Origin of the sequence: Klebsiella huaxiensis (genome assembly GCF_003261575.2) — a bacterium.
Taxonomy (GTDB): domain Bacteria; phylum Pseudomonadota; class Gammaproteobacteria; order Enterobacterales; family Enterobacteriaceae; genus Klebsiella; species Klebsiella huaxiensis.
The window spans coordinates 4,170,959-4,195,842 of sequence record NZ_CP036175.1; the positions used below are offsets into that span (position 1 = coordinate 4,170,959).

General features: G+C 52.6%; 21 protein-coding genes and 1 pseudogene. 19 read left to right on the top strand and 3 right to left on the bottom strand.

What is annotated here, in order from left to right; all coding sequences use genetic code 11:
* Nucleotides 1-54: 54 nt before the first annotated feature.
* A complete protein-coding gene (ubiF, locus tag DA718_RS19995; protein ID WP_112214510.1) occupies nucleotides 55-1,230 on the bottom strand; it encodes a 3-demethoxyubiquinol 3-hydroxylase in 1,176 nt (391 codons plus the stop codon).
* Nucleotides 1,231-1,438: 208 nt separating this feature from the next.
* On the opposite strand from ubiF, the gene miaB reads away from it, so the two are divergent.
* The 5 genes from miaB (at nucleotide 1,439) to lnt (ending at nucleotide 7,067) form a co-directional block, all read left to right on the top strand.
* Nucleotides 1,439-2,863 (top strand): tRNA (N6-isopentenyl adenosine(37)-C2)-methylthiotransferase MiaB, encoded by a 1,425-nt coding sequence (gene miaB / locus DA718_RS20000; RefSeq protein WP_112214511.1) that lies wholly within the window; start codon nucleotides 1,439-1,441, stop codon nucleotides 2,861-2,863.
* 155 nt (nucleotides 2,864-3,018) lie between these two features.
* Entirely contained in the window at nucleotides 3,019-4,065 is a 1,047-nt protein-coding gene (locus DA718_RS20005; protein ID WP_167492802.1) for a PhoH family protein, read from the top strand.
* Nucleotides 4,062-4,529 carry an rRNA maturation RNase YbeY gene (gene ybeY / locus DA718_RS20010; protein WP_112214513.1) on the top strand — a complete coding sequence of 156 codons (468 nt, stop codon included), beginning with the start codon at nucleotides 4,062-4,064 and terminating at the stop codon, nucleotides 4,527-4,529. Before DA718_RS20005 ends, ybeY begins: the two co-directional genes overlap by 4 nt.
* Nucleotides 4,530-4,627: 98 nt before the next feature.
* Nucleotides 4,628-5,506, top strand: a complete 879-nt coding sequence (corC, locus tag DA718_RS20015) for a CNNM family magnesium/cobalt transport protein CorC (protein WP_112214514.1) — start codon at nucleotides 4,628-4,630, stop codon at nucleotides 5,504-5,506.
* A gap of 22 nt (nucleotides 5,507-5,528) precedes the next feature.
* A complete protein-coding gene (gene lnt, locus DA718_RS20020; protein WP_112214515.1) occupies nucleotides 5,529-7,067 on the top strand; it encodes an apolipoprotein N-acyltransferase in 1,539 nt (512 codons plus the stop codon).
* A 40-nt stretch (nucleotides 7,068-7,107) separates the two neighbouring features.
* On the opposite strand, the gene DA718_RS20025 is transcribed toward lnt, so the two are convergent.
* The gene (locus tag DA718_RS20025; protein ID WP_112214516.1) at nucleotides 7,108-9,045 is read right to left on the bottom strand and encodes a rhomboid family intramembrane serine protease; all 1,938 of its coding nucleotides are present in this window, start codon (nucleotides 9,043-9,045) and stop codon (nucleotides 7,108-7,110) included.
* Nucleotides 9,046-9,464: 419 nt separating this feature from the next.
* Between DA718_RS20025 and DA718_RS20030 the strand changes: the two genes are divergently transcribed.
* The 5 genes and pseudogenes from DA718_RS20030 to DA718_RS31170 all read left to right on the top strand — a co-directional run.
* Nucleotides 9,465-10,376 (top strand): amino acid ABC transporter substrate-binding protein, encoded by a 912-nt coding sequence (locus DA718_RS20030; RefSeq protein WP_112214517.1) that lies wholly within the window; start codon nucleotides 9,465-9,467, stop codon nucleotides 10,374-10,376.
* A 163-nt stretch (nucleotides 10,377-10,539) separates the two neighbouring features.
* Nucleotides 10,540-11,280: an amino acid ABC transporter permease gene (locus DA718_RS20035; RefSeq protein ID WP_110273344.1), complete on the top strand. Its 741-nt coding sequence runs from the start codon at nucleotides 10,540-10,542 to the stop codon at nucleotides 11,278-11,280.
* Nucleotides 11,280-11,954: a glutamate/aspartate ABC transporter permease GltK gene (gene gltK / locus DA718_RS20040; protein WP_112214518.1), complete on the top strand. Its 675-nt coding sequence runs from the start codon at nucleotides 11,280-11,282 to the stop codon at nucleotides 11,952-11,954. The genes DA718_RS20035 and gltK overlap by 1 nt, the downstream gene beginning before the upstream one ends.
* Entirely contained in the window at nucleotides 11,954-12,679 is a 726-nt protein-coding gene (locus DA718_RS20045; protein WP_110273342.1) for an amino acid ABC transporter ATP-binding protein, read from the top strand. The genes gltK and DA718_RS20045 overlap by 1 nt, the downstream gene beginning before the upstream one ends.
* A gap of 475 nt (nucleotides 12,680-13,154) precedes the next feature.
* Nucleotides 13,155-14,360 (top strand): annotated as a pseudogene (locus DA718_RS31170) (two-partner secretion domain-containing protein); the annotation flags it as partial.
* A gap of 70 nt (nucleotides 14,361-14,430) precedes the next feature.
* Here the strand turns inward: DA718_RS31170 and DA718_RS20055 are convergent.
* On the bottom strand, nucleotides 14,431-14,913 hold the full coding sequence (locus tag DA718_RS20055; RefSeq protein ID WP_014228404.1) for a zinc ribbon-containing protein: 483 nt from the start codon (nucleotides 14,911-14,913) through the stop codon (nucleotides 14,431-14,433).
* 226 nt (nucleotides 14,914-15,139) lie between these two features.
* Between DA718_RS20055 and leuS the strand changes: the two genes are divergently transcribed.
* The 9 genes from leuS (at nucleotide 15,140) to mrdB (ending at nucleotide 24,883) form a co-directional block, all read left to right on the top strand.
* Nucleotides 15,140-17,722: a leucine--tRNA ligase gene (leuS, locus tag DA718_RS20060; protein ID WP_112214519.1), complete on the top strand. Its 2,583-nt coding sequence runs from the start codon at nucleotides 15,140-15,142 to the stop codon at nucleotides 17,720-17,722.
* A 14-nt stretch (nucleotides 17,723-17,736) separates the two neighbouring features.
* Nucleotides 17,737-18,327 (top strand): LPS assembly lipoprotein LptE, encoded by a 591-nt coding sequence (gene lptE, locus DA718_RS20065; protein WP_112214520.1) that lies wholly within the window; start codon nucleotides 17,737-17,739, stop codon nucleotides 18,325-18,327.
* On the top strand, nucleotides 18,327-19,358 hold the full coding sequence (gene holA, locus DA718_RS20070) for a DNA polymerase III subunit delta (RefSeq protein WP_112214521.1): 1,032 nt from the start codon (nucleotides 18,327-18,329) through the stop codon (nucleotides 19,356-19,358). The genes lptE and holA overlap by 1 nt, the downstream gene beginning before the upstream one ends.
* Nucleotides 19,351-20,001 (top strand): nicotinate-nucleotide adenylyltransferase, encoded by a 651-nt coding sequence (gene nadD / locus DA718_RS20075; protein WP_167492803.1) that lies wholly within the window; start codon nucleotides 19,351-19,353, stop codon nucleotides 19,999-20,001. The genes holA and nadD overlap by 8 nt, the downstream gene beginning before the upstream one ends.
* A 74-nt stretch (nucleotides 20,002-20,075) precedes the next feature.
* Complete coding sequence (locus DA718_RS20080; protein WP_112214522.1) at nucleotides 20,076-20,705, top strand: adenosylcobalamin/alpha-ribazole phosphatase; 630 nt, start codon at nucleotides 20,076-20,078, stop codon at nucleotides 20,703-20,705.
* Between the two features lie 348 nt (nucleotides 20,706-21,053).
* The gene (gene rsfS, locus DA718_RS20085) at nucleotides 21,054-21,371 is read left to right on the top strand and encodes a ribosome silencing factor (RefSeq protein WP_004100162.1); all 318 of its coding nucleotides are present in this window, start codon (nucleotides 21,054-21,056) and stop codon (nucleotides 21,369-21,371) included.
* A gap of 3 nt (nucleotides 21,372-21,374) precedes the next feature.
* Nucleotides 21,375-21,842 (top strand): 23S rRNA (pseudouridine(1915)-N(3))-methyltransferase RlmH, encoded by a 468-nt coding sequence (gene rlmH, locus DA718_RS20090; RefSeq protein ID WP_004100160.1) that lies wholly within the window; start codon nucleotides 21,375-21,377, stop codon nucleotides 21,840-21,842.
* Nucleotides 21,843-21,869: 27 nt separating this feature from the next.
* Nucleotides 21,870-23,771: a peptidoglycan DD-transpeptidase MrdA gene (gene mrdA / locus DA718_RS20095; RefSeq protein WP_110273333.1), complete on the top strand. Its 1,902-nt coding sequence runs from the start codon at nucleotides 21,870-21,872 to the stop codon at nucleotides 23,769-23,771.
* Nucleotides 23,771-24,883 (top strand): peptidoglycan glycosyltransferase MrdB, encoded by a 1,113-nt coding sequence (gene mrdB, locus DA718_RS20100; RefSeq protein WP_110273332.1) that lies wholly within the window; start codon nucleotides 23,771-23,773, stop codon nucleotides 24,881-24,883. The genes mrdA and mrdB overlap by 1 nt, the downstream gene beginning before the upstream one ends.
* Nucleotide 24,884 lies beyond the last annotated feature (1 nt).

The window sequence follows — 24,884 nt, forward strand, 5'->3', positions numbered from 1 at the left end:
ACATCACACACATCATTTCGTCGCCCGGCTCAGCACAAGCCGGGAACGTCTTGTTTATAATCCCAACGCGTACTTCAGTGCCTGTCGCTTCAGGACTCCAGCTCGCCCGGCAGCCATCAGACCGATATTTCGCAGCATACGGACTGGTGCCAGATCGTTGCTGAACCCGGCATAAAACAGATCCATCCCCGTTTGCATAATCAGGTTATCTGCTCTGCGCCGGGCCTGGTAGCGCTTGAGTACAGGCAGACTGGCCCACTCTTCACCATGCTCGCGCGCACAGGAAAGAATATCCAGCAGCGCATCAACATCACGATAGCCTAAATTCACCCCCTGCCCCGCCAGTGGATGAATGGTGTGCGCGGCGTCGCCCACCAACGCCAATCCCGGCTTAACGTATTGCAGCGCGTGGCGACGGGTCAGCGGGAATGCCCCCGCGCTTAGCGGTGTAACCTCCCCCAGACGGGACGGAAAATGGCGGGCAATTTCTTGCTGCAGCTGAACCATATTCATTCCCTGCAGTTGGCGGATCCGCGCGGGCGTGTCGTACCACACGAGTGAAGCCCAATGGTCGAACAGCGGTAAAAATGCGCGCGGTCCCGTTGGAGTGAACTGCTGCCAGGTACTATCACCGGGATCGTCCACGCACTGCACGCTTATCAACATACAGGATTGCTGATACTGCCACGCCTGCACGCCGATTCCCGCCAGTTGTCTTACCTGCGAGTTAGCGCCGTCCGCACCAATCACTAGCCGTGCGTCGTACTGATTATCATCGGTCAACGTTAGTGAAGCATGTGCTTCTGCGTGGCGCATTTCCTTCAATGACGCACCCACATGAAGAGAGACTTGCGCATGGGCTTCCAGCGCCTGCCATAAAGCAAGCTGGAGGACGTTATTTTCCACCATGTAGCCCAGCTCAGGCAGCTCCAGTTCTGTCGCATTAAAGGCAACATGGGCACTTTCCCACTCCCAGGTCTCCAGTTGACGATAAGCATGGGCGCGCATCGCCCGCACAGCATCCCAGACACCCAGGCTTTTCAGCAGCCCGACCGATGACGCGCTGATGGCCGAAATTCGCACATCAGGCGGCGAAGACGCATCAAAAGCAGGTGGTGCATTCTTTTCAATGACCGTCACCGTAAAACCTTGCTGTGCCAGCCCAAGCGCCAGGGCGCCGCCCACCATTCCACCGCCGACGATAACAACATCTGTTGCATGAATTGTCATGGCTATTATCCTTAAACCCGAATCCCTTAAGTTTACCGGATTTTTATTCGCCTTGTGGTGATTACGGTCGTACTGGTCACGGCGCGGTCAAAGCATTACAATACGCGCCCTGCAATCCTGGCTTCATACCCGTCACGCTTCACATTGCAGAGCAACGTCCGGTGAAGAAAATGACATTGGGTATACCTACTTAAGCATGAGCAAGTCGATGACAAAAAAACTCCATATTAAAACCTGGGGCTGTCAGATGAACGAATACGATTCATCAAAGATGGCCGATCTGCTGGATGCCACGCACGGGTATCAACTCACCGAAGTGGCGGAAGAAGCAGATGTGCTGCTGCTCAACACCTGCTCAATCCGTGAGAAGGCTCAGGAAAAAGTTTTCCATCAGCTAGGACGCTGGAAGCTGCTGAAAGAGAAGAATCCCAACTTGATCATCGGCGTCGGCGGCTGCGTAGCCTCTCAGGAGGGCGATCATATTCGTCAGCGCGCCCACTACGTCGATATTATTTTTGGGCCGCAAACCCTGCACCGCCTGCCGGAGATGATCAACTCTGTACGTGGCAACCGTAGCCCGGTCGTCGATATCAGCTTCCCGGAAATCGAAAAGTTCGATCGCCTACCGGAACCGCGCGCCGAAGGCCCCAGCGCTTTTGTTTCTATCATGGAAGGCTGCAACAAATATTGCACCTATTGCGTGGTGCCTTACACTCGCGGTGAAGAAGTCAGCCGCCCGAGCGACGATATTCTGTTTGAAATCGCACAGCTCGCGGCTCAGGGCGTGCGTGAAGTTAACCTGCTCGGGCAGAACGTGAACGCCTGGCGCGGTGAAAATTACGATGGCACCCCTGGCAGCTTCGCCGATCTGCTGCGTCTGGTTGCGGCGATAGACGGCATCGATCGGATCCGCTTTACCACCAGCCACCCGATCGAATTCACCGATGACATTATTGAGGTTTATCGCGACACACCGGAGCTGGTGAGCTTCCTGCATCTGCCAGTGCAGAGCGGTTCCGACCGCGTGCTGAACCTGATGGGGCGTACCCACACGGCTCTGGAATACAAAGCGATTATCCGCAAACTGCGCGCGGCGCGTCCTGATATTCAGATTAGCTCCGACTTCATCGTCGGCTTCCCAGGTGAAACCACCCAGGATTTCGAGCAGACCATGAAGCTGATTGCGGATGTGAATTTCGATATGAGCTACAGCTTTATCTTCTCTGCTCGTCCGGGAACACCGGCAGCCGACATGGTCGATGACGTGCCGGAAGAGGATAAGAAGCAGCGCCTGTATATTCTACAGGAGCGTATCAACCAGCAGGCAACGGCCTGGAGCCGTCGTATGCTCGGCACCGTGCAGCGTATTCTGGTGGAGGGCACCTCGCGTAAGAGCATCATGGAACTGTCGGGCCGTACCGAGAATAACCGCGTGGTCAACTTTGAAGGTTCACCTGAGATGATTGGTAAGTTTGTTGATGTCGAAATCACCGATGTCTGGACAAACTCCCTGCGCGGTAAAGTCGTGCGCACCGAGGACGAAATGGGCCTGCGCATCGCAGAAACGCCGGAATCGGTGATTGCTCGTACCCGTAAAGAAAACGATCTTGGCGTCGGTATCTACCAGCCATGATCCATTCAGGCCTGCCGACTCCGGCAGGCCTTGTATTTCCTCTCCTGAACCCAATATCTACAGCGATGCTTGCGCCATATTCCGATGACGTGAATAATTTCCTGACAGGCCGGCGAACGTTTACCTTCCGGCTACCTATGCATAAGAGGAACAGTTTGAACACAGACACTCGCGAAATCACCCTTGAGCCCGCTGATAATGCCCGTCTGCTGAGCCTTTGCGGCCCGTTTGATGACAACATTAAACAGCTGGAACGCCGTCTCGGTATCGAGATTAATCGTCGTGACAACCACTTTAAAATAACCGGTCGCCCGATTTGCGTCACCGCTGCGGCGGATATCCTGCGCAGCCTGTATGTCGATACTGCACCGATGCGCGGCGAACTTCAGGATATTGAACCGGAACAGATTCATCTGGCAATCAAAGAGGCCCGCGTGCTGGAGCAAAGCGCCGAAAGCGTGCCGGACTTCGGCAAGGCCATCAATATCAAAACCAAGCGTGGCGTCATCAAGCCGCGTACGCCGAATCAGGCGCAGTATATTGCCAATATTCTTGACCACGATATTACCTTCGGCGTTGGTCCTGCCGGGACCGGTAAAACCTACCTTGCAGTTGCTGCTGCGGTCGACGCGCTGGAGCGTCAGGATGTTCGTCGTATTCTGCTGACCCGCCCGGCCGTTGAAGCCGGGGAAAAGCTGGGCTTCCTGCCTGGCGATTTGAGTCAAAAAGTCGACCCGTATCTGCGCCCGCTGTACGACGCGCTGTTCGAGATGCTTGGTTTTGAGAAAGTCGAGAAGCTGATTGAGCGCAACGTGATTGAAGTCGCGCCGCTGGCCTATATGCGCGGTCGTACGCTGAACGATGCCTTTATCATCCTGGATGAGAGCCAGAACACCACCATCGAACAGATGAAAATGTTCCTGACCCGTATCGGTTTTAACTCCAAAGCGGTTATTACCGGTGACGTCACTCAGATTGACCTGCCGCGCAGCACCAAATCCGGCCTGCGTCACGCGATTGAAGTGCTGGCAGAAGTCGATGAGATTAGCTTCAACTTCTTCCATAGCGATGATGTGGTGCGCCACCCGGTTGTCGCCCGCATTGTTAACGCCTATGAAGCATGGGAAGAAGCGGACCAAAAACGTAAAGCAGAACTGGCCGCCGAGCGTAAACGCGAAGCCCAGGAACAGGAGCATAAATGAGTCAGGTCATTCTCGATTTACAGTTGGCTTGCGAAAATAACAGCGGAATGCCGGACGAGACCCAGTTTCAGCGCTGGGTCGATACCGTTATCCCGCAGTTCCAGGAAGAGTCAGAAGTCACGATTCGCCTGGTTGATGAAGCGGAAAGCCATGAGCTGAACATGACCTATCGCGGGAAGGATAAGCCAACTAACGTGCTGTCTTTTCCGTTTGAAGCCCCGCCGGGCATCGAAATGCCGCTGCTTGGCGATCTGGTCATCTGCCGTCAGGTGGTTGAACAGGAAGCAAAAGAGCAAGGCAAACCGCTGGAGGCGCACTGGGCGCATATGGTTGTCCACGGTAGCCTGCATCTTTTAGGCTACGACCATATCGTTGACGAAGAAGCGGAAGAGATGGAATCCCTCGAAACAGAGATAATGCTTGCTCTGGGCTATGAGGATCCGTACATTGCCGAGAAGGAATAACCTGACGCCGGCTTTGCCGGCGACTGGCCGCTATGCCGAACGCTGAGTATACGCGTGACGAGCGACTATTTAACCAACATGAGAACCCATACGACGCCATGAGCGACGACAATTCACACAGTAGCGACACAGTAAACAGCAAAAAGGGATTCTTCTCCCTGTTACTCAGCCAGCTCTTTCACGGTGAACCCAAAAATCGTGACGAACTACTGGCGCTGATCCGTGATTCCGGGCAAAACGATCTTATCGACGAAGACACGCGCGATATGCTCGAAGGGGTAATGGATATCGCCGACCAACGCGTCCGCGACATCATGATCCCTCGCTCGCAGATGATTACCCTGAAACGTAACCAGACGTTGGACGAATGCCTCGATGTGATAATCGAATCCGCCCACTCGCGTTTCCCGGTGATCAGCGAAGATAAAGATCACATTGAAGGGATTCTGATGGCCAAAGATCTGCTGCCGTTTATGCGCAGCGACGCGGAAGCCTTCAGCATGGAAAAAGTGTTGCGCCCGGCGGTTGTCGTGCCTGAAAGCAAGCGGGTTGACCGCATGCTGAAAGAGTTCCGCTCCCAGCGTTATCATATGGCTATCGTTATCGATGAGTTTGGTGGCGTCTCGGGTCTGGTGACCATTGAAGACATCCTTGAACTGATCGTCGGTGAGATCGAAGACGAATACGATGAAGAAGAAGATATCGATTTTCGTCAACTGAGCCGCCACACATGGACGGTACGCGCGCTCGCCTCAATCGAAGACTTCAACGAAGCCTACGGAACCCACTTCAGCGACGAAGAGGTCGACACCATCGGCGGCCTGGTGATGCAAGCATTTGGTCATCTGCCAGCCCGCGGCGAGTCTATCGAAATTGATGGTTACCAATTCAAGGTCGCAATGGCTGACAGCAGACGTATTATTCAGGTACATGTAAAACTTCCTGATGACGCGCCTCAGCCGAAGCTGGAAGACTAATCCAACGGGACGATTAACCTAAATGGTATTTGCCTCTCTTATTGAACGCCAGCGCGTACGCCTGCTGCTGGCGTTGTTATTCGGAGCCAGCGGAACGCTGGCTTTTTCACCTTATGATTTCTGGCCAGCAGCGATTATTTCGCTAAGCGGTTTGCAAGGTTTAACCCTTAATCGTCGACCGGTGCAAAGCGCCGCTATTGGTTATTTCTGGGGGCTAGGCCTGTTTGGTTCCGGGATTAACTGGGTCTACGTCAGCATCGCGCAGTTCGGCGGGATGCCGGGGCCGGTCAACGTTTTCCTGGTTGTTCTGCTGGCGGCTTATCTGTCCCTTTATACCGGGTTATTCGCCGGTATTCTTTCGCGCCTGTGGCCGAAAACCAACTGGATACGCCTGGCTATTGCCGCGCCAGTGGTGTGGCAAATTACCGAATTCCTGCGCGGCTGGGTCCTGACCGGCTTCCCGTGGCTACAGTTTGGCTATAGCCAGATTGACGGGCCCCTGAAAGGCCTGGCCCCTGTTATGGGCGTTGAGGCGATAAACTTCCTGCTGATGGTTGTCAGCGGGCTGCTGGTGCTGGCACTTATGCAGCGTAGCTGGAAACCGCTGATCGCCGCCGTCGTGCTGTTCGCTCTCCCCTTCCCTCTGCGTTACATTCAGTGGCATCAGCAACTACCGGAGCGAGCAACCGAGGTTTCGCTGGTTCAGGGCGACATCCCTCAGGCAATGAAATGGGACCAGAATCAGTTGCTCAATACGCTGAAAACTTATCTGGATCTCACCCAGCCGCACATGGGTAAATCACAGCTGATTATCTGGCCGGAGTCCGCAATTCCGGACCTCGAAATTAACCAGCAGCGTTTTCTCAGCATGATGGACGACCTGATGCGGTCGAAAAATAGCTCGCTTATCACCGGCATTGTCGATGCGCGACTGAACACAAAGAACCGCTACGATACCTACAACACCATCATCACGCTGGGCAAAGATAATCCGTACAGCTACGACTCGAAAAATCGCTACAACAAAAACCACCTGGTACCGTTTGGCGAGTTTGTGCCACTGGAATCGATTCTTCGCCCGCTGGCGCCGTTCTTTGACCTGCCGATGTCCTCTTTCAGTCGCGGGCCTTACGTGCAGCCCCAGCTTGTCGCGCATAATATGCGTCTGACGGCAGCCATCTGCTACGAGATTATTCTTGGCGAGCAGGTGCGCGATAACTTCCGTCCGGATACTGACTTCCTGCTAACTATCTCTAACGATGCGTGGTTCGGGAAATCTATCGGTCCGTGGCAGCACTTCCAGATGGCGCGGATGCGCGCGCTGGAGCTGGCCCGTCCGCTGCTACGCAGCACAAATAATGGCATTACCGCCGTCATCGGCCCACGCGGTGAAATTCAGGAGATGATCCCGCAGTTTACTCGTGCCGTATTGACCACCAAAGTGACCCCGACGTCTGGTCTGACACCGTACGCCCGTACGGGGAACTGGCCGCTGTGGACGCTGACCGTCCTGTTTGGTTTTGGTGCACTACTGATGAGCCTGCGAACTCGCAAGCAGTAAGCAAAATGGGGGGAATCGAACGCTCTTCCCCCCTGTCCCATTAGTCAACATCAGGAAGACAGGCTACGTCACCATACTGCGGATGACGAACGAGCACCCTCGGAGCAAGCGACTTATCGCGATCCAGCACCGTCAGCGCTTTTGCCCCCAACACATATATCTGCTTGCCATCGGCTGAAAACCGAACTTGCCTTGCGCGGCTGGCAGGGTAAACCCCCACAACCTGGCTCGCATCCACGCTGAGCAGAACGATATATCCTTCCAGCCCATAGGTCGTTAATGCAATATATCGACCATCTGGGCTTATCGCTTCAGCAGAATAGATACTTCGGTTGCACCATTGAGCCAGTAGCTTCGGTTGCTGTGATGTCAGGCCAATCCGTGAAATTCCCTGGCTGTCGGCAAAAATAACCTCACCCGTTTCCGGGCGAAAACCGACAACGCTCGTCGTCCCCTGGGTATCCCCCGCCGGATAGTCCACCTTCTGGTGGGTACTGGTGTCAATACGCACGATATCGCTTCTCCCCATATCGGGGACCAGTAGTGTTTTTTCGTCCAGCGAGAGCGCAATTGGCCTTATGTTATAGCCGCCACTCCTACCTGCTCCGTCATGTGTTCCCAGCGAAATATCGCCGACCGGCTGATATGACGTAAGGTCAATAGCTGAAATAGTGTTGCTAGTCCGGTTCATTACCCAGGCACGCTTACCGTCGCGAGAAATCACCATCGCGTCCGGGCTACGCCCCGTTGCGATAGTCTGAATAACTTCCCCCGTCGCCACCCGAATCACCGACAATGAATCCGGTTCAAACCCTGTCGCATAGAGCCGCGTTTCATCCGGACTAAGCTCCAGCGCCCTGACCCCCCGATCGCCACAATCACTACAGCGCCCTTTGTAATTTGCAGCCCTTACCGTGCCGGTAAACGTTCTCAGAATCTTATGCTGTTCCAGGCTGTAAACCGAGATGGTGTTGTTATCCTCAACCGCCGCGTACAGCGTCTTTCCATCCTTACTCAGCGCGATGTCGTTAATGTCAGGTATCTCAGCCAGTGTCGTGCCGCGGGCCTCCTCATTGCTTACCGGCTCTGGCAGCCTGGTCATATGCTTTTCACGTTCATCAGCCAGCACCTTTCTTCTCAGCTGCCGCTCTTTCTCAACGGACAGGGGATAAAACTCATCACGCAGGCTCGCCCTGACCTCCAGGTCCGATTCATCAATCTGCCGCTGCGCAAGCCACGTCCCACCCAGCAACAGCGCGCAGCAGCCGCAAAAGAGTAATGCATCCAGAAGCAGCTTTTTTCGCGAGCCCACCTGAATCAGGACTATCGCAAAACCGATGGCTGCTCCGGCGCACAGTCCGCCGACGTGGCTGGCATTATCAACCTCCTGCTGAGTACCATACAAAAGCGTTAGCACGACCATGCCCAGCACGGAATACAATCTTCGTCGATCGTTTTCACTGCGCGTGCCTGGCTCCGCAAAAACCAGCGCGACTATTGATGCACCAGCCAGCCCCATAATGGCACCGGACGCGCCGATGCTGATAATCACCTGCGGCGCCAAAGACAAAAAATGGATGACAGTCTCACCACCAGTCCCCCGGTCGCTCAGTGCATAGCAGGCGCTCACGAGAGAACCAAAAGAGCCGGATAGCAAATACACAACCAACAGACGCCACCTGCCCAGCAATCTTTCAGCAACAGCGCCAATAACCGCCAGAGCAAGCATATTCAAGAACAGATGAGAAAAAGAGCCATGGAGAAAAAGGCTGACAACCAGCCGCCAGGATTCTCCGGTTAACGTTAGCGCCGCAACGTTTGCTCCTAAGTGAATCAGCGTCGCGTGATTAATATCACCATCCGCAGATGATCGAGAAAAATAGCCAAACCAAACCACGTTCAGGGCAATAAGGAGAAATGTTACATAAGGGATCTTAACGACGACGAAAGAAGGCGAGTTGAAATGTTGTGCAGCCATAACGATTTTCTTCCCTGAAAATATGAACGCTAACAAGACCGATATTTTAACTTAGAAATCAACTTATGCCGACGTGAACAGAGTGATATCTCACTCAATTCAGCTTTCTTCACCAGATTCTGGCACGTGAATTGCAAAATAAATCTTAGAGATGAATTGCATTCGTCTACTGGCCAGACGCTTGCACCGACAGGGAGCAATAGCAGCACCTAAACGGTGCAGCAAAGGATTTATGCCTCTTATTGGTGCGGTATGCTTCGCAAAAATCAACAATATAAGAGCAAAATCTTTACATTAAGCCAAACTAAATGCTAACAAACACATACAAATGCTGCACACAAAGATGGCAGCGATAAAAAGCACACACACTCACAATGGGTATCAATAGCGTCAATGACGCTGAGGATAAGGAGTCGGATATGCAATTACGTAAACTCGCCGCAGCAATGCTGGCCATAGGTCTGACCGCCAGCGCGGCGCAGGCAGAAGATGCTGCGCCTGCCACCGGACAGAGTACTCTGGATAAAATTGCCAAGAACGGCGTGATCGTCGTTGGCCACCGTGAATCCTCCGTTCCGTTTTCTTACTATGACAACAAGCAGCAAGTCGTCGGCTATTCTCAGGACTACTCCAATGCCATTGTTGATGCTATCAAGAAGAAGCTGAACAAACCTGACCTGCAGGTAAAACTGATTCCGGTCACCTCACAAAACCGTATCCCGCTGCTGCAAAACGGTACTTTTGATTTTGAATGCGGCTCCACGACTAACAACCTCGAACGGCAAAAACAAGCGGCCTTCTCCGACACGATCTTTGTTGTCGGTACGCGCCTGCTGGTGAAAAAAGGTGGTGCGATTAAAGACTTCGCGGATCTGAAGGATAAAGCCGTTGTTGTGACGTCGGGAACGACCTCAGAAATTCTGCTGCATAAGTTGAACGATGAGAAAAAAATGAATATGCGCATCATCAGTGCGAAAGACCATGGCGACTCTTTCCGCACCCTGGAAAGCGGCCGTGCAGTGGCCTTTATGATGGATGACGCGCTGCTGGCCGGTGAGCGAGCAAAAGCGAAGAAACCGGATAGCTGGGAGATTGTAGGCACCGCTCAGTCTCAGGAAGCCTACGGCTGTATGCTGCGTAAAGACGATCCGCAGTTCAAAACGCTGGTAGACGAAACCGTCGCCCAAGCCCAGACCTCTGGCGAAGCGGCAAAATGGTTCGACAAATGGTTCAAAAACCCAATTCCGCCGAAGAACCTGAATATGAATTTCGAACTCTCTGAAGAGATGAAAGCGCTATTCAAATCACCAAACGACAAAGCTCTTAACTAATTAAAAAAACAAGGGGCGGGAAATCCTGCCCTCCCGATTGTTACTACAGCACGGACAGACTATACGGTGGCTGGTCGTTCCCCAGCCGCCGTGAATACCGCAACAAGCTGAGCAACAATCTTCGAGGGTAGCGCTGCTACCCTTTTTTTTCCAGGAGTCATTTATGTCAATAGACTGGAACTGGGGCATATTCCTGCAACAGGCCCCGTTCGGCAACACCACCTATTTAGGCTGGCTTTGGAGCGGTTTTCAGGTCACCGTCGCACTGTCGGTAACGGCCTGGATTATCGCCTTCTTCGTCGGTTCACTATTCGGTATTTTACGCACCGTTCCCAATCGCCTGTTATCAAGTATCGGTACCTGTTACGTTGAGCTCTTCCGTAACGTCCCGCTTATTGTGCAATTCTTCACCTGGTATCTGGTGGTACCTGAACTGCTGCCGGAAAACCTTGGCATGTGGTTTAAATCCGAGCTGGATCCGAATATTCAGTTCTTTGTCTCTTCCATGTTGTGTCTTGGATTATTCACCGCCGCACGCGTCTGTGAACAGGTCCGCTCCGGCATTCAGTCGCTGCCGCGTGGACAGAAAAACGCCGGACTGGCAATGGGGCTGACGCTACCACAAACCTACCGCTATGTTCTACTGCCTAACGCCTACCGCGTTATCGTTCCACCAATGACTTCTGAAATGATGAACCTGGTGAAAAACTCGGCCATCGCTTCCACCATCGGACTCGCCGATATGGCCGCACAAGCGGGTAAGCTACTGGATTACTCGGCACATGCCTGGGAATCGTTTACCGCGATCACCCTCGCCTACGTTTTCATTAACGCAATTATTATGCTGGTAATGTATGTGGTTGAACGTAAAGTTCGCCTGCCGGGCAATTTGGGGGGCAAATAATGTACGATTTTGACTGGAGTTCCATTATTCCCTCCATGCCATACCTTTTGGCTGGTCTGGTTATCACGCTAAAAATCACCGTTATCGCGATTGTTATCGGGATTGTCTGGGGAACAATTCTGGCCGTTATGCGCCTGTCGAGCTTCCTCCCGCTGGCGTGGTTTGCTAAAACCTATGTTAACGTTTTTCGCTCTATCCCGCTGGTGATGGTCCTGCTGTGGTTTTATCTGATTGTTCCGGGCTTCCTACAGAACGTGCTGGGCCTGTCGCCGAAAACCGACATTCGCCTGATATCAGCGATGATTGCATTCTCCATGTTTGAAGCGGCGTACTATTCGGAAATTATTCGTGCCGGTATTCAGAGTATCTCACGCGGCCAGTCTAGCGCTGCGCTAGCGCTGGGGATGACCCACTGGCAATCCATGAAGCTGATTATTCTGCCGCAAGCGTTTCGCGCCATGGTACCTCTGCTCCTTACCCAAGGTATCGTCCTGTTTCAGGATACCTCACTGGTCTATGTCCTGAGTCTGGCAGACTTCTTCCGCACCGCCTCCACTATCGGCGAACGCGACGGAACCCAGGTTGAAATGGTCCTGTTCGCAGGGGCCGTATATTTTGTTATTAGTCTCAGCGCATCGCTGTTGGTCAGCTGGTTGAAGAAAAGGACTGTGTAATGATTACCCTGAAAAACGTTTCAAAATGGTATGGTCACTTTCAGGTGCTGACCGATTGCTCCACGGAAGTGAAAAAAGGCGAAGTTGTGGTCGTTTGCGGGCCATCGGGTTCAGGCAAATCAACGCTGATTAAAACCGTTAACGGTCTGGAACCCATTCAACAAGGTGAAATCATCGTTGACGGCACCACGGTTAATGATAAAAAAACCAATCTGGCCAAACTTCGCTCGCGCGTTGGGATGGTGTTCCAGCACTTTGAACTATTCCCACATCTGTCAATTATCGAAAATCTGACGCTGGCTCAGGTCAAGGTACTTAATCGTGATAAAGCCGCTTCCCGCGCCAAAGGGTTGAAATTACTGGAACGTGTGGGTCTCTCAGCCCATGCAGATAAATTTCCAGCCCAGCTTTCCGGCGGCCAGCAGCAGCGTGTGGCGATTGCCCGGGCGCTATGTATGGACCCTATTGCGATGCTGTTTGACGAACCCACCTCTGCGCTTGACCCGGAGATGATTAACGAAGTACTGGACGTCATGGTTGAACTGGCTAATGAAGGAATGACCATGATGGTGGTGACTCACGAGATGGGATTTGCCCGTAAAGTGGCCAACAGGGTGATCTTTATGGATGAAGGGAAAATTGTCGAAGATGCTGATAAAGAAGCCTTCTTCGCTAATCCTCAATCCGAACGAGCTAAAGATTTCCTCGCAAAAATTCTGCACTAAATTTCAGGCGTGTACGTCAACGTACACGCCATTCTTTCTACACCTCGCTTACCTCCCTCTCCATAACTGTGGCAAACTCTTACTCATTCTCAAATAATTGACATAAATACATTAAACCTCATAAAAAATAATTAATGAATTGAAATTCACAATTCAATATAAATTCATTATTCATATCGTGGATTAGCTAATTTGGCATAGATAACATAGCGGTAATTTTTACGAGGATACTGAGCGCTGACAGCCACTTCTTAGTGATAATGATAGTAATTTTAAAAAATAAATTTTTTAAGGTTGGGTACCAAACTCCGTTAGCGATACCCATTAAACGCTAAATACTCTTAACAAGGAAAAAATGGACATTGCTTCGTGAATAATAAAAAAAGACTAGCCTCTGCCTTTTCACTTTATATTATTATTACTGCACCTTTACTTGCCAATATATCTGACAGCGATACCAACCAGGTGGTACAGGATAAGAGTAGCCGGCCAAAAGGCCGATATTATCGTTGCTAACCCCAACGGCATCACATGTTCAGGCTGCAGCTTCATTAATACCAACAAGGCAATTCTTACTACCGGTAAAGTGGCGCTGAGTGATACAAGCGCAATCGCAAGCTATACGGTCACTGACGGTAAATTGACCATTGGCCAGAACGGAATCGATGCAACAAATAGCTATGCCGTGTTGCTCGCCGATGCTATCGAAATTAACGGAAAAGTTAATGCTACCAACGCCATGGTGGGAGCAGGAAATTTTACATTTGATAACAGTACCGGAGCAATGACTTCTGCTGACAAATCAGCAATGATACTCCAACCGTAACTCCCGAATACAGTATCGACATCAGCAATCTTGGTGGTATAAAAGCTAATAGTATTAGCATGATCGGTAATAACCTTAGTTTCGGCGTGTGTAATAAAGGTAATTGTTGCAAACAGCACTCTTGCAATGACCAGCTATGGATCATTAATTAATGAAAACTCCATTACTGGTAACGGTTACGTGACCCAGATAGTTTCCGCAGGCGAAATGAAAAATACGGGTACTATTGCCACTAAAAATGTTGCTATCATTAATAGCCTTGGCAATTTGAATAACGGCGGCATCATTAGCAACACGCCGCAAATGTCTGTTACCGCTGCGGGCAACCTGTCTAACGCAGGCACCATCCACGCAACCAATCTCCTGTCTGTTACCACCAACGGAAATCTGAACACCACCTATAACTCCTCGTTAAATTCAAGTAATCAGCTCACGGTCACTGCTTTGGGTAATATCGATAACGGTGGTATTCAGGGTCATGGCGCAACCATGAACATAAATAATACTGTGACCAGCAACAGCGGGCATATCAAGGGTGACACATTATCTCTCAATACCTACCTGGACATGGTTAATACAGGAACGCTTGAGACCAAAGGCGATCTGACTATCAACACCCAAAACAACGGTAAACTCACTAACGAAGGAACCATCAAAGCGGGAAATACACTGACGCTGAGCGCTAAACAGGTTGTCAATGCGAAATCTTATAAGTGCGGTTTCCTCAATTTAAAAACCTGCACCAATAACGGTACCTTAACAGCTAACAAGCGGATTCTAAACTCCTCGCATAAATACGCTTCTAATATGGGCGGCAATCAGAACTTTAAAGCGACTGAAATTAATACCAAATAAGTCGATTATTGAAAGACACGGTGTATTACCGTGTCTTTTAGTCAACCCGGGTCGTTTTACGCCAGCGTTTTTAAGGTTCGAATGGCCGACGCTGAAACTGATCGTGCCCGCATTTTGGGCAGCGTGGCAGTACATCTGGGGTATAGACCGGCAGATGATAATGGCACTTCTCACACACCAAATTTCCCAGTCCCACCACTTCACCACTGTGATAAACGCCGTGATGGCTGAGATCCTGAAACACCTCGCGCCACTCAAGCTGGGTTTTATCCGTAATATCCGCTAACTCCTGCCACAGGCTTTCTTTAATCACGCGCATAAAGACGCTATCGGTGAGTTCATCCTGACTCTCTTCATAGCTGAGCGCGAACTCCTCCAGGTCACGTCTGACAGCGCGAATAACATTCTCGATTTCGCTCTGCGTTAACTCGCCGGACTGGCTGATTTTAACCCTGGCCTGCTCCACCAGCGCATCAATATCGCGTTCTCCATTGCGTAACCGCTCGCTAAGCGTCGACACCAGCTCTCGGTAGAATTGAGCAACCTTGTTCATCATTTCGCCTCCGGTGTGGTTAACTTCTTATAATAATAGACGTTATTTTCCAGGTTCTTTGCCAGTCAGCCCACATAGTCGTGAAATTTTCTCCGCCGCTTTCATCTATGGAAGTGTGCGAAAGGCTGTTTTGACGTTGGCGTTTGGGCTATGCTATGCCGATCTGAAATAACACATCCATTGGCTACGCTTTGTAGCTGTATTGAACACAGGACCACTGGCTGCCATGCAAGAGCAATACCGCCCGGAAGAGATAGAATCGAAAGTCCAGCTTCACTGGGACGATAATCGTACATTTGAAGTAACTGAAGACGAGAGCAAAGAGAAGTATTACTGCCTGTCGATGCTTCCTTATCCTTCTGGTCGACTACACATGGGCCACGTGCGCAACTACACCATCGGTGACGTGATTGCTCGTTACCAGCGTATGCTGGGCAAAAACGTACTTCAGCCTATCGGCTGGGATGCATTTGGTCTGCCTGCTGAAGGTGCGGCGGTAAAAAACAACACCGCTCCGGCCCCATGGACGTACGACAACATCGCCTACATGAAAAACCAGTTGAAAAAGCTGGGATTCGGCTATGACTGGAGTCGTGAAGTCGCGACCTGCACCCCGGAATACTACCGCTGGGAACAGAAGTTCTTCACCGAACTGTATAAAAAAGGTCTGGTCTATAAAAAGACCTCAGCCGTTAACTGGTGTCCGAACGATCAAACCGTTCTCGCCAACGAACAGGTTATCGATGGCTGCTGCTGGCGCTGCGATACCAAAGTTGAGCGTAAAGAGATCCCGCAGTGGTTTATCAAAATCACCGCCTACGCTGACGAGCTGCTGAACGATCTGGATAACCTGGATCACTGGCCGGACACCGTGAAGACCATGCAGCGCAACTGGATTGGTCGCTCTGAAGGCGTCGAAATCTCCTTCGACGTGAACGAGTATGCTGACAAGCTGACGGTCTATACCACCCGTCCTGATACCTTTATGGGTTGCACCTACCTGGCCGTTGCAGCGGGTCACCCGCTGGCGCAGCAGGCTGCTGCCAACAATCCAGCGCTGGCTGCCTTTATTGACGAATGCCGCAATACCAAAGTTGCCGAAGCGGATATGGCGACCATGGAGAAAAAAGGCATTGATACCGGCTTTAAGGCAATTCACCCGCTGACCGGCGAAGCCATCCCGGTATGGGCGGCAAACTTTGTGCTGATGGAATACGGTACTGGCGCAGTGATGGCCGTTCCGGGCCACGATCAGCGCGACTACGAGTTCGCCAGCAAATATGGTCTGAACATTAAGCCGGTTATTCTGGCGGCTGACGGGTCTGAACCTGATCTGTCCGCTCAGGCGATGACTGACAAAGGCGTGCTGTTTAACTCTGGTGAGTTCAGTGGTCTTGATCACGCAGCGGGCTTCAACGCTATCGCTGACAAACTGGCTTCTCTCGGCGTTGGCAAGCGTAAGATCAACTACCGCCTGCGTGACTGGGGCGTATCCCGTCAGCGATACTGGGGCGCGCCGATCCCAATGGTCACCCTGGAAGATGGCACCGTAATGCCAACGCCGGAAGATCAGCTGCCGGTTATCCTGCCGGAAGATGTGGTGATGGATGGGATCACCAGCCCACTCAAGGCCGACCCTGAGTGGGCGAAAACTACCGTCAACGGTCAGCCGGCGCTGCGTGAAACCGATACTTTCGACACCTTTATGGAGTCTTCCTGGTACTATGCGCGCTATACCTGCCCGCAGTATGACGAGGGAATGCTGGACCCTAAAGCGGCGAACTACTGGCTGCCGGTTGATATTTATATTGGCGGTATCGAACACGCCATCATGCACCTGCTCTACTTCCGCTTCTTCCACAAGCTGATGCGCGATGCGGGCATGGTTAACTCCGACGAACCGGCTAAACAACTGCTGTGTCAGGGGATGGTGCTGGCGGATGCCTTCTACTACGTCGGCGAAAACGGTGAGCGCAACTGGGTTTCCCCGAAAGACGCAACCGTGGAACGTGACGAGAAAGGCCGTATCGTTAAAGCCTTCGACCCGCAGGGCCGCGAGCTGGTGTATACCGGCATGAGCAAGATGTCTAAGTCAAAAAACAACGGCATCGACCCGCAGGAAATGGTTGAGCGTTACGGCGCGGATACCGTGCGCCTGTTTATGATGTTCGCCTCTCCGGCAGACATGACCCTCGAGTGGCAGGAGTCTGGCGTAGAAGGTGCTAACCGCTTCCTGAAGCGCGTCTGGAAACTGGTTTACGAACACACCACCCAGGGTGCTGTTGCCGCTCTGGATGTTGCCAGCCTGAGTGAAGATCAGAAAGCGCTGCGCCGCGACGTGCATAAAACGATTGCCAAAGTAACCGATGATATCGGCCGTCGTCAGACCTTCAACACCGCCATTGCGGCGATTATGGAGCTGATGAACAAGCTGGCGAAAGCGCCGCAGGAAAGCGAACAGGATCGCGCGCTGATGCGTGAGGCTCTGCTGGCGGTCGTGCGTATGCTCAACCCGTTCACCCCTCATGCCAGCTTTACTCTGTGGCAGGAGCTGGGCGGCGAAGGCGACATTGACAACACACCGTGGCCGGTCGCTGACGAAGGCGCAATGGTTGAAAACACCACCCTGGTCGTCGTCCAGGTAAATGGTAAAGTTCGTGGTAAAATTACCGTTGCGGTGGATGCAACCGAAGAGCTGGTTCGTGAACGTGCTGGTCAGGAACATCTGGTCGCGAAATATCTTGACGGTGTGACCGTACGTAAAGTCATTTACGTACCGGGTAAACTGCTCAATCTGGTCGTTGGCTAAGCGCGGGAGGAAGCGTGCGATATCTGGCAACATTGTTGTTATCTCTGGCGGTGTTAATCACCGCCGGTTGTGGCTGGCACCTGCGTAGTACTACGCAGGTTCCGACCGCAATGAAAACCATGATCTTCCAGTCGGGCGATCCGAATGGTCCATTAAGCCGTGCGGTCCGTAATCAGCTGCGTCTGAACGGTATCGAACTGGTCGATGCCAGCACCCTGCGTAAGGATATTCCTTCCCTGCGCCTGGAATCGTCGTCGATTCAGAAAGATACAGCATCTATTTTCCAGGATGGCCGTACCGCAGAATATCAAATGGTGATGACGGTGAATGCTAACGTGCTGATCCCGGGCCATGATATCTATCCGATCACGACCAAAGTCTATCGCTCGTTCTTCGATAACCCGCAGGCGGCATTAGCGAAAGATGCTGAGCAGGACATGATCATCCAGGAAATGTACGATAAAGCCGCGGAACAACTGATCCGTAAGCTGCCAAGCGTTCATGTCGCGGACGTCGAAGCCACAAAAGAGGATGAGAAGCCAGTCGCCACGACCCCAGCATCTTCAACCTCCGGCAACCGCGTCTCCACTACGCTGGGTAACTGATGATTCGGTTGTACCCGGAACAGCTCCGCGCGCAGCTCACTGAAGGACTGCGCGCGGCCTATCTGCTGCTTGGCAACGACCCACTGCTGTTGCAGGAAAGTCAGGACGCAATACGCGAAGCCGCTGCTGCCCAGGGCTTTATCGAACACCACGCCGCCACTATTGATGCCAGCACCGACTGGTCTGCCCTGTTCTCTCTGAGCCAGGCGATGAGCCTGTTTGCCAGTCGTCAAACGCTGCTGCTGATACTGCCGGAAAACGGCCCTAATGCCGCCATCAATGAACAGCTGGCGACGCTTGTCGGCATGCTTCACGACGACTTATTGCTGATTGTTCGTGGCAATAAGCTAACAAAAGCTCAGGAAAATGCCGCGTGGGTGACAACCCTTGCCAATCGTGCGGTACAAGTGAGCTGCCAGACGCCGGAATATGCCCAGCTACCGCGCTGGCTCGCCTCACGCGCAAAACAAAATAATCTGCAGCTTGATGACGCAGCCAGCCAACTGTTGTGCTACTGCTATGAAGGCAATCTGCTGGCACTCGCGCAGGCCCTCGAACGTCTGTCATTACTGTGGCCTGACGGCAAACTGACGCTACCACGCGTTGAACAGGCGGTGAATGATGCCGCTCATTTCACCCCTTATCACTGGGTTGATGCGTTACTGGCAGGCAAAAGTAAGCGCGTCCTGCACGTGCTGCAACAACTGCGTCTGGAAGGCAGTGAACCGGCAATTCTACTGCGAACACTCCAGCGTGAGCTGCTGCTGCTGGTGAACCTGAAACGACAGTCTGTTCATACGCCGCTGCGTTCGTTATTCGATAAGCATCGGGTATGGCAAAACCGCCGTCAGCTGGTCAGCGATGCTCTGGCTCGTCTCAGCGCCGACCAGTTACGTCAGGCCGTCACGTTATTGACCCGTGCAGAACTCACCTTCAAGCAGGATTACGGACACTCCGTCTGGCCCGAGCTGGAAAGTCTCTCTTTGTTGCTCTGCCATAAAGCACTGGCAGACGTTTTTATTGATGGTTGATATGACTCAGTTGCAGGCTATGTACGGCGGCACCTTCGATCCGGTGCACTATGGTCACCTTAAACCGGTGGAAATTCTGGCTAACCAAATCGGTCTGAATAAAGTCATTATTGTACCCAACAATGTGCCACCGCACCGCCCGCAGCCCGAGGCCACCAGCGACCAGCGTAGGCATATGCTGGAGCTTGCCATCGCCGATAAGCCTTTGTTCATCCTTGACGATCGCGAACTTAAACGTGATACACCGTCATATTCGGCGCAAACATTGCGGGAGTGGCGCCAGGAGCAAGGGCCGAAACGACCGCTGGCCTTTGTTATTGGCCAGGATTCGCTTCTCACCTTTACCACCTGGCACGACTATGAAAGCATTCTTGATAACGTTCATTTGATCGTTTGCCGACGTCCGGGCTATCCGCTGGCAATGGATTGCGAACAAGATCAGCTGTGGCTGGACAAACATCTGACCCACGATGTTGAGCACCTGCACAGCAGCCCGGCAGGCGTTATCTATCTGGCCGAGACGCCATGGTTTGATATCTCTGCGACGATAATCCGCCAGCGTCTTGAGACGGGTGAGTCCTGCGCCGATATGCTGCCAGCAGCAGTACTGGACTATATCCGCCAGCAAAAGCTTTATTGTTGACCCGGCGCTGGCGATGCCGCTGATTAACAGAGTATCGTTGTGCTTCGTCTCTTTCCTCATTAGCGAGGTTAATCATGAAATTATGGTTAGTTCGTCACGGTGAAACCGAGGCCAACGTCGCCGGTCTGTACAGCGGGCATGCTCCAACTTCATTAACCGAACGTGGCGTCAGGCAAGCGCACGCCCTGGGAAAGCTCCTTCATGCTGTCCCCTTCCAGCGCGTATTTTGTAGTGAACTCGAACGAACCCAACGCACGGCCAGCCTGCTGCTTGGCGAACGAGAAATTTCCCAACACTATTTTCCCGAACTCAATGAAATGTTCTTTGGCGACTGGGAAATGCGCCATCATCGGGATTTACAGCATGAAGATGCGGAAAACTACGCCGCCTGGTGCGCCGACTGGCAGCACGCGGCCCCCACCAACGGTGAAGGCTTTCAAGCGTTTGCCCAGCGGGTTTCCGGCTTTACCACCACTCTCCCTCAGTATCAACAGCTTGAGCATCTGTTAATCGTCGGTCATCAGGGCGTTCTTAGCCTGTTGATTGCCCAATTGCTCAACATGCCAGCGGCCTCAATGTGGCACTTCCCCATCGAGCATGGCGCATGGAGCATGGTCGATATCCAACCAGATTTCACCACGCTTCGGGTGCTAAATAGCCAGGCCGTTTGGCTAGCGGAAGAAGAATTGCGCGCAGACCATTGACAGGCCAAAGCAGGCTGTTATTCTCCGCAGCCAGGCTGCACCCGCCATTTGAACTTTGCAGAAATTGTTTTACAAAAATGGCGATGCAATCATCGGCGATGGATGGGATGATAGCCGCCTTCACCGCCCATTTATAACCTAAATAATTCGAGTTGCAGGAAGGCGGCAAGTGAGCGAATTCCCAGGAGCTTACTCAGGTAAGTGACTGGGGTGAACGAACGCGGCCAACGTATATGCAACTTGAAGTATGACGGGTATATCGACATTTATCCCGACTTTGTCACCAGTTCGGGTATACTGTCAGGCTGTTTATTATTATCACACTTCACACTCACCCAGGGGGAACTCTTGCAGGGTAAAGCACTCCAGGATTTTGTTATCGACAAAATTGATGACCTGAAAGGTCAGGACATCGTAGCCATTGACGTTCATGGCAAATCCAGCATTACAGATTGCATGGTTATCTGCACAGGAACCTCCACGCGCCATGTCATGTCCATCGCCGATCACGTTGTGCAAGAATCTCGCGCCGCCGGTATGCTGCCGCTGGGCGTTGAAGGTGAGGCCGCTGCCGATTGGATTGTTGTGGATCTTGGCGACGTTATGGTTCACGTCATGCAGGAAGAGAGCCGTCGTTTGTACGAGCTGGAAAAACTCTGGAGTTAATGCGTGAAGCTGCACCTGGTGGCCGTTGGCACCAAAATGCCGGACTGGGTTCAGACCGGCTTTAGCGAGTACCTGCGCCGTTTTCCAAAAGATATGCCGTTCGAACTGGTGGAGATCCCCGCCGGTAAACGCGGTAAAAATGCTGACATCAAGCGCATCCTTGAAAAAGAAGGGGAAATGATGCTGGCGGCCGCAGGAAAAAACCGCATCGTGACCCTGGATATCCCGGGGAAACCGTGGGATACGCCACAGTTGGCGCGCGAACTGGAGCGCTGGAAACAGGATGGCCGCGACGTCAGCCTGCTCATCGGCGGTCCGGAAGGCCTTTCGCCCGCTTGTAAAGCGGCAGCGGAACAAAGTTGGTCGCTCTCAACGCTCACATTACCTCACCCGCTGGTTCGCGTACTGGTGGCAGAGAGTCTTTATCGGGCGTGGAGCATTACCACCAACCACCCTTACCACCGTGAGTAATGATGACCAGGGTAGACTAAGCAGCGAATGAAATTACAGAATTCTTTCCGCGACTATACGGCTGAATCCTCGCTGTTTGTGCGCCGGGCGCTGGTCGCTTTTTTGGGGATTTTGCTGCTTACCGGCGTACTGATCGCCAACCTCTATAACGTGCAAATTGTGCGTTACACAGACTATCAAACACGCTCGAACGAAAACCGCATCAAGCTGGTCCCTATTCCGCCAAGTCGCGGCATTATCTACGATCGCAACGGTACGCCGCTGGCGCTTAACCGCACAATTTACCAGCTGGAAATGATGCCGGAGAAGGTCGATAACGTACAGCAGACGCTGGATGCGCTGCGTGACGTCATCGATCTGACCGATGACGATGTGGCGAACTTTAAAAAAGAGCGCTCACGCTCGCATCGCTTTACCTCTATTCCGGTGAAAGTGAACCTTACCGAAGTCCAGGTGGCTCGTTTCGCGGTTAACCAGTACCGCTTCCCCGGCGTGGAAGTCAAAGGCTATAAACGCCGTTACTATCCCTATAACTCCGCCCTTACCCACGTTATCGGCTACGTCTCTAAAATTAACGATAAAGACGTCGATCGCCTGGATAAAGAAGGGAAGCTGGCTAACTATGCCTCGACGCATGACATCGGTAAACTCGGTATTGAGCGCTACTACGAAGATGTGCTGCACGGGGAAACCGGCTATGAAGAGGTCGAGGTTAACAACCGTGGTCGCGTGATTCGTCAGCTTAAGGAAGTCCCACCGCAGGCCGGGCGCGATATCTATTTAACGCTCGACCTGAAACTACAGCAGTATATTGAAACGCTGCTCGCCGGTAGCCGCGCCGCCGTCGTGGTGACCGACCCGCGTACCGGCGCGATTCTCGCGCTGGTTTCAACGCCAAGCTACGACCCCAACCTGTTCGTCGATGGCATCTCCAGCAAAGACTATTCCGGGCTTCTCAACGATCCGAATACGCCGCTGGTCAACCGCGCGACTCAAGGGGTATATCCTCCTGCCTCGACGGTTAAACCCTACGTCGCAGTCTCAGCGCTCAGCGCGGGCGTGATCACCCGTAATACCAGCCTGTTTGACCCCGGCTGGTGGCAACTGCCAGGTTCAGATAAACGCTATCGCGACTGGAAGAAGTGGGGCCACGGGCATCTGAACGTCACCAAAGCGCTGGAAGAGTCCGCTGATACCTATTTCTATCAGGTTGCTTACGATATGGGTATCGATCGCCTGTCCGAATGGATGAGCAAATTCGGGTACGGTCACTATACTGGCGTTGATCTCTCTGAAGAACGCTCCGGCAACATGCCTACCCGTGAGTGGAAGCTCAAACGCTTCAAGAAGCCGTGGTATCAGGGCGATACTATTCCGGTCGGCATCGGTCAGGGCTACTGGACCGCAACGCCTATTCAGATGAACAAAGCGCTGATGATCCTGATTAACGACGGTGTCGTCAAAGTGCCGCACCTGCTGCAAAGCACGGTTGAAGATGGTAAACCAGTACCATGGGTACAGCCGCACGAACCGCCGGTCGGCGATATTCACTCTGGTTTTTGGGAAATCGCCAAAGACGGAATGTATGGTGTAGCCAACCGTGGAAACGGTACTGCACATAAATATTTCGCCAGCGCACCGTATAAAATTGCGGCGAAATCGGGCACCGCCCAGGTCTTTGGCCTGAAAGCCAATGAAACCTATAACGCGCACCGAATCGCAGAACGCCTGCGTGACCACAAACTCATGACGGCATTTGCCCCTTATAACAACCCCCAGGTTGCCGTTGCAATCATTCTCGAGAACGGCGGCGCAGGGCCTGCAGTCGGTACCATTATGCGCCAGATTCTCGATCATATAATGCTGGGCGATAACAACACCAATCTGCCGAGTGAAAATCCGGCAGTCACGGCTGGGGAGGATCAATAATGACGGATAATCCAAACAAAAAATCGCTATGGGATAAAATCCATCTCGATCCCACCATGCTGCTTATCCTGCTGGCGCTCCTGACCTATAGCGCGCTGGTTATCTGGAGCGCTAGCGGTCAGGACATGGGCATGATGGAGCGCAAAATCGGCCAGATCGCCATGGGCGTCGTTATCATGATCGTCATGGCGCAGATCCCGCCGCGTGTGTATGAGGGCTGGGCACCCTACCTCTACATCGTCTGTATTATCCTGCTGGTGGCGGTGGATGCCTTTGGCGCAATTTCCAAAGGGGCGCAGCGCTGGCTGGATCTCGGTATCGTCCGTTTTCAGCCCTCGGAAATCGCGAAGATTGCCGTACCGCTGATGGTGGCGCGCTTTATCAACCGCGATGTTTGTCCACCATCGCTAAAGAATACCGCCATTGCTCTGGTGCTGATTTTCCTGCCCACGCTGCTGGTTGCCGCGCAGCCTGACCTCGGAACTTCGATTCTGGTGGCGTTATCCGGCCTGTTCGTCCTGTTCTTGTCTGGGCTGAGCTGGCGTCTGATCGGCATTGCGGTGGTGCTGGTCGCCGCCTTTATCCCCATCTTGTGGTTCTTCCTGATGCATGATTATCAGCGCCAGCGCGTGATGATGCTGCTCGACCCGGAAACCGATCCGCTCGGCGCGGGCTACCACATTATTCAATCAAAAATCGCTATCGGCTCCGGTGGACTACGCGGAAAAGGTTGGCTGCACGGCACCCAGTCGCAGCTGGAATTCTTACCGGAGCGCCATACCGACTTTATCTTTGCCGTTTTGGCAGAGGAGTTGGGGCTGATTGGCGTACTGATCCTGCTGGCGCTGTATATTTTGCTTATCATGCGTGGGCTATGGATCGCCTCCCAGGCGCAAACCACCTTTGGTCGGGTTATGGCTGGGGGTTTAATGTTGATTTTATTCGTTTATGTCTTCGTAAATATTGGTATGGTAAGTGGTATTTTACCAGTGGTGGGGGTACCTTTGCCGCTGGTCAGCTACGGGGGCTCTGCCCTAATCGTATTGATGGCCGGGTTTGGTATCGTCATGTCGATCCATACTCATAGAAAAATGTTGTCGAAAAGCGTTTAAG